This is a genomic window from Gordonia sp. i37 (assembly GCF_002043085.1).
In the GTDB taxonomy this organism is placed as follows: Bacteria; Actinomycetota; Actinomycetes; order Mycobacteriales; family Mycobacteriaceae; genus Gordonia; species Gordonia polyisoprenivorans.
Map to the genome: position 1 here is coordinate 1 of NZ_MVPX01000411.1, position 16,524 is coordinate 16,524.

At 65.5% G+C, this 16,524-nt stretch carries 16 protein-coding genes and 1 pseudogene; 13 read left to right on the forward strand and 4 right to left on the reverse strand.

The window, feature by feature from the left end; all coding sequences use genetic code 11:
- The 3 genes and pseudogenes from B1964_RS20410 to B1964_RS20420 all read left to right on the forward strand — a co-directional run.
- A pseudogene (locus tag B1964_RS20410) lies at positions 1-443 on the forward strand (TspO/MBR family protein); the annotation flags it as partial.
- A 379-nt stretch (positions 444-822) separates the two neighbouring features.
- Positions 823-1,872 (forward strand): GGDEF domain-containing protein, encoded by a 1,050-nt coding sequence (locus B1964_RS20415; RefSeq protein ID WP_253194098.1) that lies wholly within the window; start codon positions 823-825, stop codon positions 1,870-1,872.
- A gap of 426 nt (positions 1,873-2,298) precedes the next feature.
- Entirely contained in the window at positions 2,299-3,384 is a 1,086-nt protein-coding gene (locus B1964_RS20420; RefSeq protein WP_253194099.1) for a diguanylate cyclase, read from the forward strand.
- A gap of 13 nt (positions 3,385-3,397) precedes the next feature.
- On the opposite strand, the gene B1964_RS20425 is transcribed toward B1964_RS20420, so the two are convergent.
- On the reverse strand, positions 3,398-3,865 hold the full coding sequence (locus B1964_RS20425) for a hypothetical protein (protein WP_253194100.1): 468 nt from the start codon (positions 3,863-3,865) through the stop codon (positions 3,398-3,400).
- 211 nt (positions 3,866-4,076) lie between these two features.
- Between B1964_RS20425 and B1964_RS20430 the strand changes: the two genes are divergently transcribed.
- Together B1964_RS20430 and B1964_RS20435 are read left to right on the forward strand one after the other, a co-directional pair.
- Entirely contained in the window at positions 4,077-4,481 is a 405-nt protein-coding gene (locus B1964_RS20430) for a cupin domain-containing protein (protein WP_079931075.1), read from the forward strand.
- Positions 4,482-4,552: 71 nt separating this feature from the next.
- Positions 4,553-5,410 (forward strand): aldo/keto reductase, encoded by an 858-nt coding sequence (locus B1964_RS20435; protein WP_079931076.1) that lies wholly within the window; start codon positions 4,553-4,555, stop codon positions 5,408-5,410.
- Positions 5,411-5,457: 47 nt separating this feature from the next.
- Here B1964_RS20435 and B1964_RS20440 read toward each other — a convergent pair whose 3' ends face one another.
- Entirely contained in the window at positions 5,458-5,853 is a 396-nt protein-coding gene (locus B1964_RS20440) for a tautomerase family protein (protein ID WP_079931077.1), read from the reverse strand.
- Positions 5,854-6,132: 279 nt separating this feature from the next.
- On the opposite strand from B1964_RS20440, the gene B1964_RS20445 reads away from it, so the two are divergent.
- Complete coding sequence (locus tag B1964_RS20445; RefSeq protein ID WP_079931078.1) at positions 6,133-6,552, forward strand: hypothetical protein; 420 nt, start codon at positions 6,133-6,135, stop codon at positions 6,550-6,552.
- Between the two features lie 132 nt (positions 6,553-6,684).
- Positions 6,685-7,356 carry an MgtC/SapB family protein gene (locus B1964_RS20450; protein WP_253194101.1) on the forward strand — a complete coding sequence of 224 codons (672 nt, stop codon included), beginning with the start codon at positions 6,685-6,687 and terminating at the stop codon, positions 7,354-7,356.
- A 184-nt stretch (positions 7,357-7,540) separates the two neighbouring features.
- Here the strand turns inward: B1964_RS20450 and B1964_RS20455 are convergent, their stop codons facing one another.
- Positions 7,541-8,431, reverse strand: a complete 891-nt coding sequence (locus B1964_RS20455) for a helix-turn-helix domain-containing protein (RefSeq protein WP_079931080.1) — start codon at positions 8,429-8,431, stop codon at positions 7,541-7,543.
- Between the two features lie 102 nt (positions 8,432-8,533).
- Between B1964_RS20455 and B1964_RS20460 the strand changes: the two genes are divergently transcribed.
- The 5 genes from B1964_RS20460 to B1964_RS20480 all read left to right on the forward strand — a co-directional run bounded on the left by B1964_RS20460 (position 8,534) and on the right by B1964_RS20480 (position 13,420).
- Positions 8,534-9,418, forward strand: coding sequence for an aldo/keto reductase (locus B1964_RS20460; RefSeq protein ID WP_079931081.1), 885 nt, complete (start codon positions 8,534-8,536; stop codon positions 9,416-9,418).
- Between the two features lie 11 nt (positions 9,419-9,429).
- Positions 9,430-9,804, forward strand: coding sequence for a DUF2255 family protein (locus B1964_RS20465; protein WP_079931082.1), 375 nt, complete (start codon positions 9,430-9,432; stop codon positions 9,802-9,804).
- A gap of 23 nt (positions 9,805-9,827) precedes the next feature.
- A complete protein-coding gene (locus B1964_RS20470; RefSeq protein WP_079931083.1) occupies positions 9,828-10,844 on the forward strand; it encodes an aldo/keto reductase in 1,017 nt (338 codons plus the stop codon).
- Positions 10,845-11,066: 222 nt separating this feature from the next.
- Entirely contained in the window at positions 11,067-11,711 is a 645-nt protein-coding gene (locus tag B1964_RS20475) for a TetR/AcrR family transcriptional regulator C-terminal domain-containing protein (protein WP_006369903.1), read from the forward strand.
- Positions 11,708-13,420, forward strand: coding sequence for an acyl-CoA dehydrogenase family protein (locus B1964_RS20480; protein WP_079931084.1), 1,713 nt, complete (start codon positions 11,708-11,710; stop codon positions 13,418-13,420). Before B1964_RS20475 ends, B1964_RS20480 begins: the two co-directional genes overlap by 4 nt.
- Here the strand turns inward: B1964_RS20480 and B1964_RS20485 are convergent.
- A complete protein-coding gene (locus B1964_RS20485) occupies positions 13,401-14,291 on the reverse strand; it encodes a LysR family transcriptional regulator (RefSeq protein ID WP_079931085.1) in 891 nt (296 codons plus the stop codon). The genes B1964_RS20480 and B1964_RS20485 overlap by 20 nt on opposite strands.
- A gap of 415 nt (positions 14,292-14,706) precedes the next feature.
- Here B1964_RS20485 and B1964_RS20490 point away from each other — a divergent pair.
- Positions 14,707-16,524 (forward strand): acetyl-CoA acetyltransferase (locus B1964_RS20490; RefSeq protein ID WP_079931086.1); only part of this gene is annotated, 1,818 nt, incomplete at its 3' end.

Consider the following 16,524-nt stretch of genomic DNA (forward strand, 5'->3'; position numbering starts at 1 on the left):
CCCCCCGCCGCAGCCGCCATCGGCTCGTTCACCACCAGCAAGTCGGTGACCACCTGGTACCCGACGCTGCGCAAACCAAGCTTCACCCCGCCGCGTGCCGCCTTCCCGATCGCGTGGACGGCCCTCTACGCCGACACCGCGGTCACCACCGCCGCGGCCTACGACCGCCTGTGCAGCGACGGTCGCGACGCCGATGCCCGGGCGCTGGCCGGAGCACTCGGGTGAACCTGACGCTCAACGCGGGATGGAGCGTGGTGTTCTTCGGCGCACACCGGCTCGGACCGGCCGCACTCCTTGCCGCCGCACTGACCGCGAGCAGCGCCGATCTAACCCGTCGCACCGCGTCGGCGAGCACCCGAGCGGGTGTGGCACTGGCGCCGTATCCGCTGTGGTGTGCGTTTGCGACCGCCCTGTCGACGCAGATCTGGCGACTGAACCGCTGATCGGCGCTTGCGCTCATGGGCAGGTGCCGCATACACCACCCGACACCGCCGCGTTCGGCATCGGCGGATAGAATTCACTATCGGACACGGGGGATCCGAGGCAATAGCTGTATTCGTGCGCTGCACATGGAGGGATGCGCACTTGTCCCCAGAGGCCGACGACCGACCTGGCACACTGCTGGGCAACCGAACGAGAGCTTTCGCCGCGGCGACGGACGCCCCACAACTGAGGCACAGTTGGAGCACAGCAGGGCGTGCGGTCGAGGACGCCGGCGGCAGAGAGGTACTGCTCCAGCGTGGAATCGCGATCCTGACAGTGCTTTTCGGCGTTCTCGGTTTCATCGCATCCACGACCCCTGCCGGAACACAGGGATCGGTCGTGCGGACGACGATCTTGCTCATCGCGGCCGGGTCCACGATCCCGGTCGCCTTCTCCGTGTCCAGGATCAGCTTTGGCAGTGTGTGGTGGTCACGTCCTCGGTCTCTACGCGCCCACAACCACCTGTTCGTCGCGTACGCAGACATTGGTCTGACCATCGCGCTGTGCACCTTTGCGAGTCCGCTCCTTGCCCTGCACGGCGCCACAACATTCGCGGTCGTCGGTGCCTATGTCGCGCACTTCGTCAGGTTCCGCGTGGTCATCGCGCACTTGGTGTTCAGCAGTGCGGTGATCGTCGCGCTCGCCGCACGCGCCGTGTACGACGGTCACCCGATCGGCATGGTGCTCTACTTCGCGTTGGTGTCCCTGGTCGCATCGAACGGCATCGTGCTCATGTTGAGCGCATACTCGACAGCATTCAAGAGCACCATGCAGACTCAGCTGGACTGGGCCAATACCGACGCCCTGACCGGCGCGCTCAACCGACGTGGATTCACCGTTGCAGCCGACGGCATCGTCGCCGCAACTCCACCCGTCGCCGTGATGATGCTCGACGTCGACCGGTTCAAGCAGATCAACGACGCGTACGGGCATTCGGTGGGAGACGCCATCCTCAGTCGGCTCGCGGCGCGTGTGCAGGAGTTGGCAGGCCCCGATGCCGTCGTCGGACGTCTCGGTGGTGACGAGTTCGCGATCGCGCTGCGGGCAGCGCCGGGAGCGGTGTGCACCCTCCTCCACGCGATCCAGGAGACCCCGATCGACGTGCTCAGCGGCTCCCCGGTGACGGTGAGCATCGGGGCCGTGATCTACCGGGAGTGGCCGACGCTCTCCCACGAGTATCGCGACCTACTCGAACAGGCCACCGCGCTGGCCGATGAAGCCTTGCTCATGGCCAAGAATGCCGGACGCAACACCCACACCATCATCGATCCCGACCATGTGGGCGAGGGTGCCCAGCTCCAGCGCACCGCGCCGATCGACTCGCTCCGGTCACGCCGACGTCTTCTCATCCATCCACCGAACACTCATGAACCCGGTCGACACAGTTAAGTGAAACTTTGCCTTCTTAACAAACCGCAGTCGTCTTGAGCATTTATGCATTCTGACAAACCGTAGTTGTCAAACGTCTGGAAGTCGCTGTCGCCGTGGGCGAGCGACATCGGCACGAGCGTGGATAGCATACAAAAGATCGCATCGGGGGAAGATCGGCGAGCATCTGAGTGCTGTCAATAAAGAGAGGCCAGTTCTGTGTCATCCTCTCTGTCGGCGCGCTCCTTGCGACGTCGCGGCAAGGTTGAGAACGGCCTCGATGGCGATCTGCGTGAACGACAGGTCTCGACATCGGCCAGGTCAGCGATCTTTCTGGCAGGTGGTCGTGATCGAGTCGCGCAGTGGGGAATTGCGGCATTGACGTTGTGTTTCGGCATCGTCGCGGCCCTCTGCGCAACGACACCCGACGGAACCCGCGGATCGGTCGTGCGCACGACAGTGGTTCTCGCACTCGCGGTCTCGACCATCCCGGTGGCCATCGTGATGACGCGGATGCGCATCTACACCTCGTGGTGGTCGAGGGCTGTGGGCTCACACTCCCTGACCTCGTTGAACAACGTCTTCGTTCTCTACGCCGACGTCGGGCTCGTCGTCGGACTCTTTGCCGCCCGGAATCCATTGCTGACAGTGCAGGGCTGTGTCCTGTTCGCGGTCATCGGGGGATTTGTCGCGCATTTCGTGCGACTCGGAGTGATGTACGCGCACATGGCTTTCAGTAGTCTGGCGATCATGAGCTTTGCGGTAATTGCGGGGATCGAGGGTGCCCCCGCCGGTACCGTCGCGTACAGCGCATTCGTCACATTCGTCGCATCCAATGGAATAGTTCTCTTGCTCCGCTCGTACTCGGCCGCTTTCAAACAGGCATTGCGCACCCAACTGAATTGGGCGAATACCGATCCGCTGACCGGCGTTCTGAACCGCCGCGGCTTCGACTCCGCGGCCACCGGCTTTCTCCAGTCGGGCCGACCCGTCACACTGATCATGATCGACGTCGACCGGTTCAAGCAGATCAACGACGCCCACGGCCATTCGGTCGGGGATGCGATCCTCAGTCGATTGGCCACCCGTATCGCCGACATCGCCGGACCCGGCGCCGCGACCGGAAGGCTCGGCGGCGACGAGTTCGCCGTCGTCATGCGGGCCTCCGGCGACGAGGCGCTGGCCGCGATCGAACAGATCCGTGAAACACCACCCGGCATCCTGGGGGAAACACCGGTCACGGTGAGCATCGGCGCAGTCTTCTATACCGGTGCCGACCAGTCCGCCGAACCCGCACACACGATACCGTCTCTGGCAGAAGCGATGTCGATCGCCGACGATGCCCTCCTCGCCGCGAAAGAGGCTGGGCGCAATACCCATATCGTTGTCGATGCCGACATGTACGATGTCTCGGTCAAACCGGGGCCATTCAGGAATGGTGGGTGTACTTCGCGGCCGACGATGCGCACGCGTATGCGCCCCCGGCCCGCCGAACGCATCGCCGCCAACGGCGACGTCGAAACCCTGGTCTGAAAACTCGATTTCGCTACTGCGATGGCGCGGCACTCCCCGGCTCGACCGAACTCGCCAGCGTGCGTGACACCGCCCACGCCGCGAGCAACCGCAACGCATCCGCCGACGCCGACGCGGGCACGGCGTGGTAGATCGTCAGCGCGTGTCCGGGATCGCTGGGTAAATCCATCGTATGATACGACAGTTCGATCTCACCGACGGCGGGGTGGGTGAAGTACTTGGTGCCCACGAAGTGCAGGCGCACTTCGTGTTCAGCCCACATTGTCCGGATTTCGATGCTGCGCGTGGCGAGTTCACCGACCAACGCCGACAGTGCCCGAGCATTCAGATACTTGCCGGCCGCCAGACGCAGTTGCGCGGCCGCCACCCGGGCAGCGCCGTCCAGTTCGGATACAACTCGCGCGACGCGGGATCGAGAAAGGCGAACCGCGCGATTCGCCCGCCCCGGAGCACTGTTGTCGAGCATCGGTGGATGCTCCACACCGACCACGGTACGACTCGGCTGCTGCCGATAGGGGGTACAGACAGGACCCTCTTCCACGCTGGCGCGATGCGACCGCGGCGGGGCACCATCGAAGGGTGTCCGCAATCGACATCGAGTCCCGCGGGATCTGCCGCTCCGAGGCTCACGCCCCCATGTTCGCCCAACTGACGAGCCAGCCGCCCGACAACCCGAAAGGCCCTTGATCCCAATGGAAATCACCCGAAGCTCGATCAGCACCGCCAAGGGCCCGGCGGACTGGTTCACCGGCGACGTCTACATCGACGCCGTTGCCGCAGCACCCGCACCCTCGCGGATCTCGGCGAATCTCGTTCACTTCATGCCGGGCGCACGCACCTTCTGGCACCGGCATCCGTTGAGCCAGACGGTGTTCGTCACCGAGGGCCTCGGACTGTGCCAACGCCGCGGCGGGCCCGTTGAGGTGATCCGGCCCGGCGACCGCGTCCTGTTCGAAGCCGACGAAGAGCATTGGCACGGCGCAGCACCGGATCGATTGATGGTGCACCTGGCGATCAACGAGGCCGACGACGATCACGCGGCGGTGCACTGGCTGGAGCCGGTGAGCGACGAGGAGTACCGGGTGGCGCCGCAGTGACAGCACACCACGATCACGTGCCGACCATGAGTGACAAGATATTCGAGCTCTCTACGAACGGAGCAAAAAGCATGACCATCCTCGACGAGACCTACACCCTGTCCAACGGAGCGACCATTCCGAAGCTCGGCCTGGGAACCTGGTTCATCGACGACGACAACGCCGCCGAGGCCGTCCGTGCCGCAATCGAGATCGGCTACCGCAACATCGACACCGCGCAGGCGTACGGCAACGAACGCGGCGTCGGTGAGGGATTCCGGACCGCCGGCGTCGCTCGGGAGGACCTGTTCGTATCCACCAAGCTCGCCGTCGAGATCAAGGACCACGACGCGGCCGTGGCCGCGATCGACGGATCACTGGAGAAGCTCGGCCTGGAGTACATCGACCTGATGCTCATCCACAGCCCGCAACCTTGGGACGACTTCCGCGGGGGTGACTACGCCGACGGAAACCGCCAGGCGTGGCAGGCGCTCGAAGAGGCCCACGGCGCGGGCAAGATCCGCTCGATCGGGGTCTCGAACTTCCTGGAGCCCGACCTGGAGAACATCCTGGAACACGGCAACGTCACGCCGCACGTGAACCAGATCCTCGTGCACGCCGGCAACACCCCGACCGAGCTGATCGCCTACTGCCAGGCCAAGAACATTGTCGTCGAGGCCTATTCCCCCATCGCCCACGGCGAGATCCTCACCAACCGCGCCGTGGGAGCGATCGCCGAGAAGTACTCGGTGAGTGTGCCGCAGTTGTGCATCCGCTACACACTCCAACTCGGCACCGTGTCGCTGCCCAAGACCGCCAATCCCGATCACATGCGCGCCAACGCCGAGGTGGACTTCACGATCTCCGACCACGACATGGATACGCTGCGCGACCTGACCGAGAAGGACTACGGCGACAGCGCGGTGTTCCCGGTCTACAGCGGGAAGTAGCGACGCGGATGAGGACGGGCGTCCGGATCAATGCGAAGACCGGCCGGTCACGCCAGCACCCCGTCCACGAACTGCGCGACCCCGTCTCCAAAGGACCAGTCCTCGCGAGTGTTCGCCGCCACCGAGATCACCAGATCGGCACGGCGCAAACCGGTTTCGGTGTGCAAGCGGTCGGCCAATGCGCCGAAGGCAGCGCGCTTCTGGTCGAGGCTGCGGCCCTGCTGGAAGATCTGTATGACCACCGCGTCGTCGGTGCGCTCGAAGCCGAGTCCGGTGTCCTCGAGGATGATTCGTCCAGGTTTGTGCTCGGTGATGATCTGGTAGCGATCGCGCGCCGGAGCCGCGAAGTGCTCGAGCATGACCTCCTGCACCACGTCGGCGAAACGTCGTAGCTCGGCATCGGTTCGACGGCCCTCGGTCACGTGGATGTGCACCAGCGGCATGTGAGTTCTCCTTATTTGTCCTGACAAAGTGTCATGATCCCAGTATGTCCTGACATATCAGTGTTGGCAATCCCTGCCGACGCCTTCGGCCGGCCCACTTCGGCGCGACTGCGCGCCACAGACCCGCTTGTCGCGTTCGGGAACTATGCGGTGCACTCATCGAATGACGTCGGTTCGACTTCTCCCACAATGGATTCAGCATCTCGACGATGGTGGGTATGGTCGTGCGACAAGCGTCGGTGCCAGCCGGCGCTCACAACCGGGGCGGGAGAAGAACACATGATCATGGGCGGTCCGCAATTCGCGACGAATCCGACATCGGTGACCTGGCAGCAGGTCAAGGCCGGAATGCTGACCATCATCGGGATCTGGGCCCTGGTGACGGTGATCGCAATCGCTTCTCTCACCATCTCCATCGTGGCCGGCTCCGGTCTCGCCGTCGCGGCGACCGGCATCTCTCTGGTCATCTCCATCATCGCGCTGGCGTCGACGGCATTCGTGAGCCGCGGCAAACTCTGGGCCTGGTGGGTCCTCTATGTCCTCGGACTCATGTCGGGCGTGGCCGTGTTCCAGTCGTTCACCAATCACCTGTGGATGTCGGTCGCGATCAACGTGCTCGCCTTCCTCACGGTGATGCCCCTGAGTACCGATCCGATCAAGCTCTACTGCGGACGCAAGATCACCCGACGCCGTCGGTGATGCGACAACCCGGGGTCGGCGCGAATCGACACCCCGACCACAAGGACACCGCGCGATAATCGGTGGATGACCCACCTGTCAGTTGCGATCGACGCAGCCCACGGCCAACAGTGGCGACAGTTCGGCGAACTCATGCTGGCATTCGTACTGTCGTCGGTGATCGGGCTGGAGCGCCAATTCCGGGGCAAGAGCGCCGGATTGCGCACCCAGACGATCGTCGGCACGGCGTCCGCCCTCATCGTGCTGGTCAGCAAATACGGATTCGGCGACGTCCTGGAGAACGGGCAGGTCGTCCTCGACCCCTCACGCGTGGCCGCTCAGATCGTCTCGGGGATCGGATTCCTCGGAGCTGGACTGATCATCACGCGGCGTGGCGCCATCCGGGGGCTGACCACCGCGGCATCGGTGTGGGAGACCGCGGCGATCGGTATGGCCGCGGGCGCCGGGCTGCCACTGTTGGCGTTACTGGTCACCGGCCTGCATTTCGTCATCGTCTTCGCCTACACACCGCTCGGGCGGTTCGTGAGCGCGCGCGGCCAGGCGGAGCGCTCGTACACCATCACCTACGAGGACGGCCGCGGCGTGTTGCGCGACCTGCTCGCGACGTGCACCGCCCAGTCATGGACGGTGGACTCCCTCACCATCGCCGATCGACATCGCCCCCGAGCCGCCGACGGGAACGAGATCCCGCTCGTCATGATCACCCTGCGCTTCCACGGCCGCGGAGCCGATGCTGCCACCGGCACGCTGGCGGCGATCGATGGGGTGGTCCGGGTCGATCACGGGGACGAGGACGACGACTGAGCTGTGCGATAGAGCTGCGTCACATCGAAAAACGCAGCCGCCCGGCCAGCCGTACCGAGTACGACGGACCGGGCGAAACACTCCAGATGGCGATGATCATAGCTTTGCGCCGTACTTCGGAGCCAGTATCCGACACAGAAATACGGCATTACGGGCATGGAAGCTTGCCCGAGCGGGGCTCGTGTCATCCCAGCGCGTGATGCTCGGTGTTCACCTGCTCCTGCCCTGCCGCCCAGGACGCGAGCAATGCCAGGCCGTCGGCTGCGGGGGTGCCGGCCGCGGCGGTGTAGATGTTCAGTTGCAGGCCCGGTTCCGAGGACATTTCCATGCTTTCGAAGTCGAGGTCGAGTCGCCCGACGACGGGATGGTGGATGCGCTTGTGTCCGCTGCGGTGGAAGCGCACATCCTGCGACGCCCACCGCTGTCGGAAACGTTCACTGCACGTGGATAATTCGCCGACGAGTTGGATCAGTGCCTTGTCGTGCGGGTTCCGGCCCGCCTCGAGTCGGAGCATGGCGGCTGCATCGGTGGCGATCTGGTCGTAGTCGACGAAAAACCTCTCCGCCTCCTCCTGCTGAAGATAGACGAACCGGGCGGTGTTGGCGGGACGGCGGGGATCGGCGAGGACCGGTGAATACAGTGCGCGGGCAAGCTGATTCATCGCCACGATGTCGTGCCGGCCGTTGCGCACCCAGGCCGGGGCATCCGTGACGGCGTCGAGAACCTGCTGGATGACCGGCCGCACCGTCGCCGGCGTGCGGGGACGTCGGGTGCCGGCACCGGTCTGCGACGCGCAGGCGAGCGCGAACAGGTGGTCGCGCTCGGCCTCGTCGAGTTGCAAGGCCTCGGCAAGCGCGGCGAGCACGCCGTCCGACGCGCCGGCGAGATTGCCGCGTTCCATCCGGACGTAGTAGTCGACCGACACCCCGGCGAGCATGGCGACTTCCTCCCGACGCAGCCCCTTGACGCGACGATTGCCGCCGTAGGCGGGCAAACCTGCCTGTTCCGGGGTGATTCGTGCGCGCCGCGAAGCGAGGAAGTCGCGGATCTGGGTGCGTAGGTCGGTGGTGCCCATGTTCTTCAGGTTAGGTACGACGCCGCCGACCTGACAGGTAATGCCAGTACCTGGTTCGATGAGCCCTCCCTCGCCGGTCCCGCCGCGCGTAGCGTCGGACCCATGGCGATTCCCACCTTTGAACTCAACAACAACGTCCTCATTCCGGCCGTCGGATTCGGCGTGTTCCAGACTCCGCCGGAGGAGACGACGGCGGCGGTGACCACGGCGCTGGAAGCCGGGTACCGCCACATCGACACCGCCGCAGCCTATCTCAACGAGAAGGGCGTCGGCGAGGCCATCCGGCGCTCCGGGCTCGACCGTGACGAGCTGTTCATCGAGACCAAGGTGTGGATCAGCGATTACGGCTACGACGCCACCCTGCACGCCTTCGACAAGGCGACGGGCAAACTCGGCGTCGAACAGATCGACCTGCTGATCCTGCACCAAGCGCTGCCCGGGGAATTCGACCTCACCATCGACGCCTACAAGGCCCTCGAAACCCTGCTGGCCGACGGCAAGGTACGGTCCATCGGCGTCAGCAACTTCATGCCCGAGCATCTGACCCGACTCTTCGACGCGACATCGGTGATCCCGGCGGTCAACCAGATCGAAGTGCACCCCTACTTCCGGCAAACCGCTCTGCTCGAGGCAAACGCCGAACACGGCATCCTTTCGCAGGCGTGGTCGCCGATCGGCGGTATCACCTTCTACCGCGACGGCTCGCACGGTTCCACCCTGCAGGACCCGACCATCGGGACAATCGCTGACACACACGGGAAAACGCCCGCCCAGGTGATGCTGCGCTGGCACCTCCAGCAAGGGCGGCAGGTCATCCCCAAGTCCGTGACACCGTCGCGGATCGCGGAGAACTTCGACATCGTCGACTTCGATCTCACCGCCGACGAGCTCGCCGCGATCGACGCACTCGACACCGGCGTGCGTGGCGGTCCCGAACCCGACGTCATCACCCGCGAGAACTTCGGTCGCGATATCCCGGAAGCGTGAGGACACCACCCATGAGCACTTGGGCGGCTGATGCCCTACATACCCTGACCGCACCCCAAGAGGTGCATCTCGCGACCCGCAGACGCGATGGCAGCCTTCGCAATCCGCGGATCATCTGGATCGTCGCCGTCGACGACCGAATCTTCATCCGCTCCAACAACGGTCGCAGCGCGTCCTGGTTCACCTGGGCCATCGCCACCGGCAAGGGACAGATCACCGCACGTAGCAACAGCTTTGACGTCACCTTCACCGAAGTCGACAGCGAGGACGACCTCGCCGCCGTCGACCGCGCCTACCGCGACAAGTACGGCAGCTACGCATCCATCGTCGACCACCTCGAAGAACCCGGCCCGCGCGCCGCGACCCTCGAACTCACACCCGCCTGACACACACCCAAGGAGACACGCACATGCAGACACGCCCGTTGGGACGCACCGGAGTTCAGGTCAGCCCACTGTGCCTGGGAGCAATGATGTTCGGCCCCTGGGGCAACGACGATCGCACCGACTCGATCCGCATCATCCACGCCGCCCTCGACGCCGGCATCAACTTCGTCGACACCGCCGATGTCTACTCCGGCGGCGAATCGGAAGAGATTGTCGGCGAAGCACTCCGCGGGCGCCGCGACGACGTGGTGCTGGCCACGAAATTCTTCATGCCGATGGGTGAGGACCCCAACCACCGCGGGGGAAGCCGACGCTGGATCATCCGCGAGGTCGAAAACTCGTTGCGCCGGTTGGGTACCGACCACATCGACCTCTACCAGGTCCACCGACCCGCTCCCGACACCGACGTCGAAGAAACCCTCGGAGCGCTCACCGACCTCGTCCGGGCCGGCAAGGTCCGCTACATCGGATCGTCGTCGTACTCCGGTTCACAGATCGTCGAAGCCCAGTGGGCGGCCAAGGACAACCACTTCGCCCGCTTCGTCACCGAACAACCGCCGTACTCGATCCTGGTGCGCGGCATCGAAGAAGACGTCCTGCCCACCACCCAACGCCACGGTATGGGCACGCTCACCTACAGCCCACTTGCCGGTGGGTGGCTGTCCGGCCGGTGGCGCAAGGACGCCGCCTCCACGCCTACCTCTGCCGCCCGCCCCGGCGCCCGATTCGACATGAGCATCCCCGCGAACCAGCGCAAGCTCGACATCGTCGAAGACCTCGCGCAGCTCGCCGAGCAGGCCGGGCTGCCGCTGATCGAACTCGCCATCGCGTTCGTCATCAACCACCCCGGTGTCACCGCAGCCATCGTCGGCCCCCGCACCATGGAGCAACTGCAGTCCTACCTACCCGCCGCCGAGACCACGCTGTCCGCAGACATTCTCGACCACATCGACGAAATCGTCGCACCCGGCGTCACCATCAATCCGGACGACAACAGTTACGGCACACACGAACTGACCATCGGCGCCCGACGGCGTTGATTGAAGACGGTCACCAGGCGGCTGCTCGCCGTCAAGCGACCTTGCGCCGTACTGTTGTGTCGCTCCTCCGTGGCGCAAAAGTACGGCGCCGTCGGTCGCCGTCTCGCTTGTGTCGTCGTCGCCGCCACAGTCGTCGTCGTCGTCGTTTGAGGCGCCGCCGCCTCTTGCGCACCCCCCACCCCTCCCGATTATTGTTTGCCATACAAACACTAGGGAGCCACGTTGACCACTGCACGTCGCGCCAGCCGCGAGGCCGGCAAGGCCACCCGTAGCGCACTGCTGCGTGCGGCCGGTGAAGTGTTCGCCGAGGTCGGGGAGACCGCGTCGGTGGCGCAGATCTGCGCCCGGGCCGACGCCTTTCCCAATCAGGTCACCTACTACTTCGGGTCCAAGGAGCAGTTGTTCGTCGAGGTGGCGTGTGCGGCGGTGCTGCGCGCCGGTCGGCATGCCGAGCAGGCCGCGGCGTCGGCGACAACGGTGCGTGACTACACCCGAACCCTCGTCGAGACGCTCCTCGGACCGCAGTCGCGCAACGTCGAGCTGTTCACCACCGCCATGCTGTTGGTGTCACGTCGCACCGATCTGCGCCCCCACATCACCGAAACGCTGTCCACCCTGCACGACCGCGGCGAGGCCGCACTCCTCGACACCCTGGTCCGCACCGGATGGCAGCTGCGCGCCGAGATCGGCGTCGAGGCCCGGGCCTTCTGGTCGGCGATTTTCGGTCTGACCGTCCAAAATGCCGCCACCGGAGACGAATTGGGGACATCTGTCGCCGAGGCCGTCACCGTTCTGTTCACCAACATGGGTATCCCCGACAGCGTGCTCGACCAGCCGCTGACCCCTACCGGAAAGGCATCGCCGTGACCTCGACCAACCCGACCACCACCAACCCGAGCACCTCCACCGAAACAGCCCACCCGCAGCCACATCTGACCCACACGGTCTTCAATCAGTCCACACCACGCGTCGACGTCAACGAGTACGAGCTGAATACCGTTCTGCAAGAGGCTGTTGCGCGTCACGACGCGGGATGGGCCGAGGCAGAGCTGCGTGAGGTCGGCGCGCTGGTCGGCAGCGCGGAGTTCCAGCGCGACGCGCACTTGGCCAACACCATCACCCCTGAACTGCACCCCTTCGACCGGTGGGGCCACCGCATCGACGAGGTCGAGTACCACCCGTCGTATCACCGCATCATCTCCGCATCGATTTCCCATGGCGCCCATACCCGTTGCTGGGCCGACCCGCAGCCGGGCTCGCATGTCGCCCGAGCCGCGGTGTTCATGCTCTTCGGTCAGATCGAGCCGGGCCATGCCTGCCCGGTATCGATGACGCATGCGGTGATCCCGTCACTGGAACTGCAACCCGACGTCGCTGCCGCCTGGGTACCGAAAGCACTGTCGCGCAGCTACTCTCCCGAACTGTCCGCCGACAAGGCATCGGCGATCTTCGGGATGTCGATGACCGAGAAGCAGGGTGGGTCGGATGTCCGCGCCAACACCACCGTCGCCCGACCGGTCGGCGCGGGCGGCCCGGGTGCGGAGTACCTGCTGACCGGACACAAGTGGTTCTGCTCGGCGCCGATGTCGGATGCGTTCCTGGTGCTCGCGCAGGCGCAGGGCCCCGGCGGGGAGGGACTGTCGTGCTTCCTGCTCCCCCGCGTCCTGCCCGACGGAACCCGCAACGTCTTCCGCATCCAGCGGCTGAAGAACAAGCTGGGCAACAAATCCAACGCGTCCAGCGAGATCGAACTCGACGGCACCGTCGCGCTGATGGTCGGCGAGCCGGGCCGCGGAGTGCGCACCATCATCGAGATGGTCGCCCAGACCCGACTGGACTGCGTGCTGGGCAGTGCCGCCGGGATGCGGCAGTCCGTCGCCGAAGCGGTGTGGCATGCCCGCCATCGCGCGGCATTCGGTGCGACGCTGGCCGACCAGCCGGCCATGACGGCCGTATTGGCCGATCTCGCACTGGAATCCGAGGCGGCCACGGTCACCGCGATGCGCCTGGCGCGCGCCCACGACGAGGATGCGTCGGACACCGAACGTGCCTTTCGCCGCCTGGCGACCGCGGTGGCCAAGTACTGGATCTGCAAACGCGGCCCGCATCACGCCTACGAGTCCCTGGAATGCCTGGGCGGCAACGGATACACCGAGGACTTCCCGCTCGCCATGCGCTACCGCGAACAACCGGTGATGGCCGTGTGGGAGGGTTCGGGCAACGTCATCGCCCTCGACGTGTTGCGCGCCATGACCCGTGAACCGGAATCGGTCGGCGCCTTCGACGCCGAGGTGAACCTGGCGCGCGGTGCGCACGCCGACCTCGACGCCCACCTCGACCGGTTGCGCAACCAGCTCGGCGAACTCGCCGGACTCGATGCCGCAGCCGCTCAGCGCAACGCGCGACGGGTCGTCGAATCGATGGCGCTGGCGCTGGAAGCGTCTCTGCTCGTGCGGTTCTCACCGACCGAGATCGCCGAGGCATTCATCGCCGCGCGACTCGGCACCGACCGCGGATTCGAGTACGGCGCCCTACCCACCGGCACCGACCTGGAGCTCATTCTGTCTCGTCAGTGATCCCGACCGCGTCGAGGATGGCGTTACGGATCCTCGACGCGGTGTTGGGCAGCCACATGGCCATCACCGGGGTCATCGGCGGATCGTCGAACGAGACGATGCGAATCTGGTTCTGGTACAACCATCCCGGCTGGTTGGTGACGAAAGCACACGCATCCGGATGAGTGATCACCGACATGTGCGGTGGAGTGCCACGCAGATTCGACACGACGATCTCCGGCTCGAAACCCGCTCGGCGACAGTACGACACGATCATGTTCTTGTAGTCGTCCTCGAGTTCGGACACCACGATCGGGTGATCGGCGAGATCACGCATCGCACACGTCGGATTCTTCGACAGCGGATTGTCGGCGTTGACCGCCAGTCGCAGCTCGTGCCGAGTGGCGATGGCACCGGCGAGATCGGTCGGCGCGGTGTGCGAGCGGGCGAGCACCATGTCGACGTCGCCGGACATGATGGCGTCACGGATGTCACCCGGCCAGAGCGGCTTGACCGTGATCAGCAACGACGGATCGGCCAACACCGCGCCCTCGATGACCTGGAAGACCTCCGAGGGCGCCAGCCCCGGCGTGTGCCCGATCGAGAACGGATCGGGCTTGTTGTCGTCGATCATCTTGACCTCGGCCGCGAGATTCGACCCGCCCGCCAGCAATGGGATTGCCCCCTCGTAGAGCGCCACCCCGGCCGGCGTGGGCGTCAGAGTTCGTCGCGACCGAGAGAACAACTCGACGTCGAGTTGCCGCTCGAGTTCGCGAATCGCGACAGAAAGCGCCTGCTGGGAGATGTAGAGCCGCTCGGCCGCCACCCGCAAAGACGGGGCATCGACCACCGCCATGAACATCCGCAGCCGTCGAAGATCGAGATCGCGCATTATCGGCCTACCGCCTTTCTCGCCCCATCCTCAAGGTCGCCTTGTTGGAAGACAACATATCCGATATCGATGAGCGTCGTTTGTCATTCTATTGTTGTCAATAGCCCAGTGGTTGATCACGTGCGGGAAGTGGACTCTGAGACAGAGCCCACTTCCCGCACGTGATCGGCGTGGCATCGGGGGGTGCCACGTCGTCGACCGGCAGCCGCCAAACAGCCGCACGCTGGCGCTTTACCGCGGGGCGATCCACATCACGGCCCCGCACGCCGCGGCACAGAGGGGTTGCCGCGGCGTACGGTCCCCCCTCTCCCCACCGATCCTCCTGGTCGTGCGAGCACACGGGCGCATCGGCGGCCACGCCTCGTCACATGGAACGATGGTGGGCACATGTCTCATGTGACCGGGAGGACACCGCATGACCCACGAGGCCCAGTTGCACGACCTCGATCCGCGCACCCCCGTCATCGTCGGCGTCGGGCAGGCGTCCGAGCGCATCACCGACGCCGAGTACCAGGGTCTGGGTGAGGCCGATCTGGCCGCCCGCGCGCTCGACGCTGCGCTGACCGACACCGGCGTCGCGCACACCGACGTGGCACGGGCCGTCGACACCGTCGTGGCGGTGCGATCTTTCGAGGTGTCGAGTCCGCTCTCGTCGTCGCCGCTGGGGCGTCCGGACAACATGCCGCGCGCGGTCGCCGGCCGGATCGGGGTCACGCCGCGGCGCGCGGTCACCGAGGTGGTCGGCGGACAGAGCCCGCAGAAACTGGTCGACGAGTTCGCGCAGGCCATCGCCGACGGCAATGCAGACGCTGTGCTGATCTTCGGCTCGGAGGTGATGTCGACGGTTCGGCACGCGCTCAAGTCTCTCCCCGCCGAAGCGCGCCCCGACTTCTCCGAGACGGTGCCCGGCGATCACGAGGACCGCGGATTCGGGCTCAAGGGCCTCACCTCGGTGCAGGAGGCGCGGCACGGACTCCTCGAGCCAATCACCCAGTACGCACTGCTGGAGAACGCCCGGCGGCACGATCGGGGACTGTCCCGCGCCGACTACGCGCGGTCGATGGCCGAACTGTTCGCCCCGATGTCGGCGATCGCGGCCGCCAAGCCGCATGCGGCGTCGCCGGAAGCGCGATCGGTCGAGGAGATCGCGACGGCGTCGGACTCCAATCGCGCGCTGGCCGAACCGTATACGCGCCTGCTGGTCGCGCGCGATCAGGTGAATCAGGCCGCGGGGGTCGTCGTGATGTCGGTGGCCAAGGCCACCGAACTCGGAATCGATCCCGCGCATTGGGTATTCGTGCACGGGCACAGTGATCTGCGGGAGCGGCCGTTGATGGAACGCGTCGACCTGTCGACGAGTCCCGCGTCGATCGCCGCGATGAACGTCGCCCTCGACATGGCCGACCTCACCCTCGACGACATCGCTTTCCTCGACTTCTACAGCTGTTTCCCGATCGCGGTGTTCAACATTTGCGATGCATTCGGCCTGCGCGCCGACGATCCGCGTGGGTTGACCGTCACCGGCGGACTGCCCTACTTCGGCGGGCCCGGCAACAATTATTCGATGCACGCCATCGCCGAGGTCGTCGATCGAGTGCGTTCGCGCCCTGGCACTTTCGGTCTCGTTGCCGCCAACGGCGGGCTGATGAGCAAGTACTCGGTCGGCATCTACGCCACCACACCGACCCCGTGGCAGGCCGGCGACGATGACCTCATCCAGCGAGAACTCGATAGCCGACCGTCCGTCGACGAACGACGCAATGCCGACGGCGCCGCGACCATCGAGAGTTTCACCGTGTTGCCCGCCGACAAGAACGGGCGCCGTAAGTCCATCGTCGTCGGCCGGCTCGGCGACGGCGCGCGCTTCGTCGCCAACGGCGCCGAGGGCGATGATGAACTCCTCGAATTGCTGACCGGGAGTGACGATCCCATCGGCTCACCGATCTACGTCCGGTCCTTCGCCCGCGGCAATCGCGTGACCGTTTCCGATGAGCGGATGTCCGAGTTGTTCCCGGTCGGACCGCACGGCTTTCGGGCAGAGTACGAGAACGTCGTCGTCCGTCGGGACGGCCGTGTCCTCGAGGTGACGATCAACCGGCCCGCGGCGCGTAATGCACTCGACCCGGCGGCCAACGCCGAACTCGACGAGATCTTCGACGCCTACTTCGCCGACCCCGACCTCTGGGTGGCGATCCTCGCCGGAGCGGGCGACAAGGCGTTCTCCGCCGGAAAC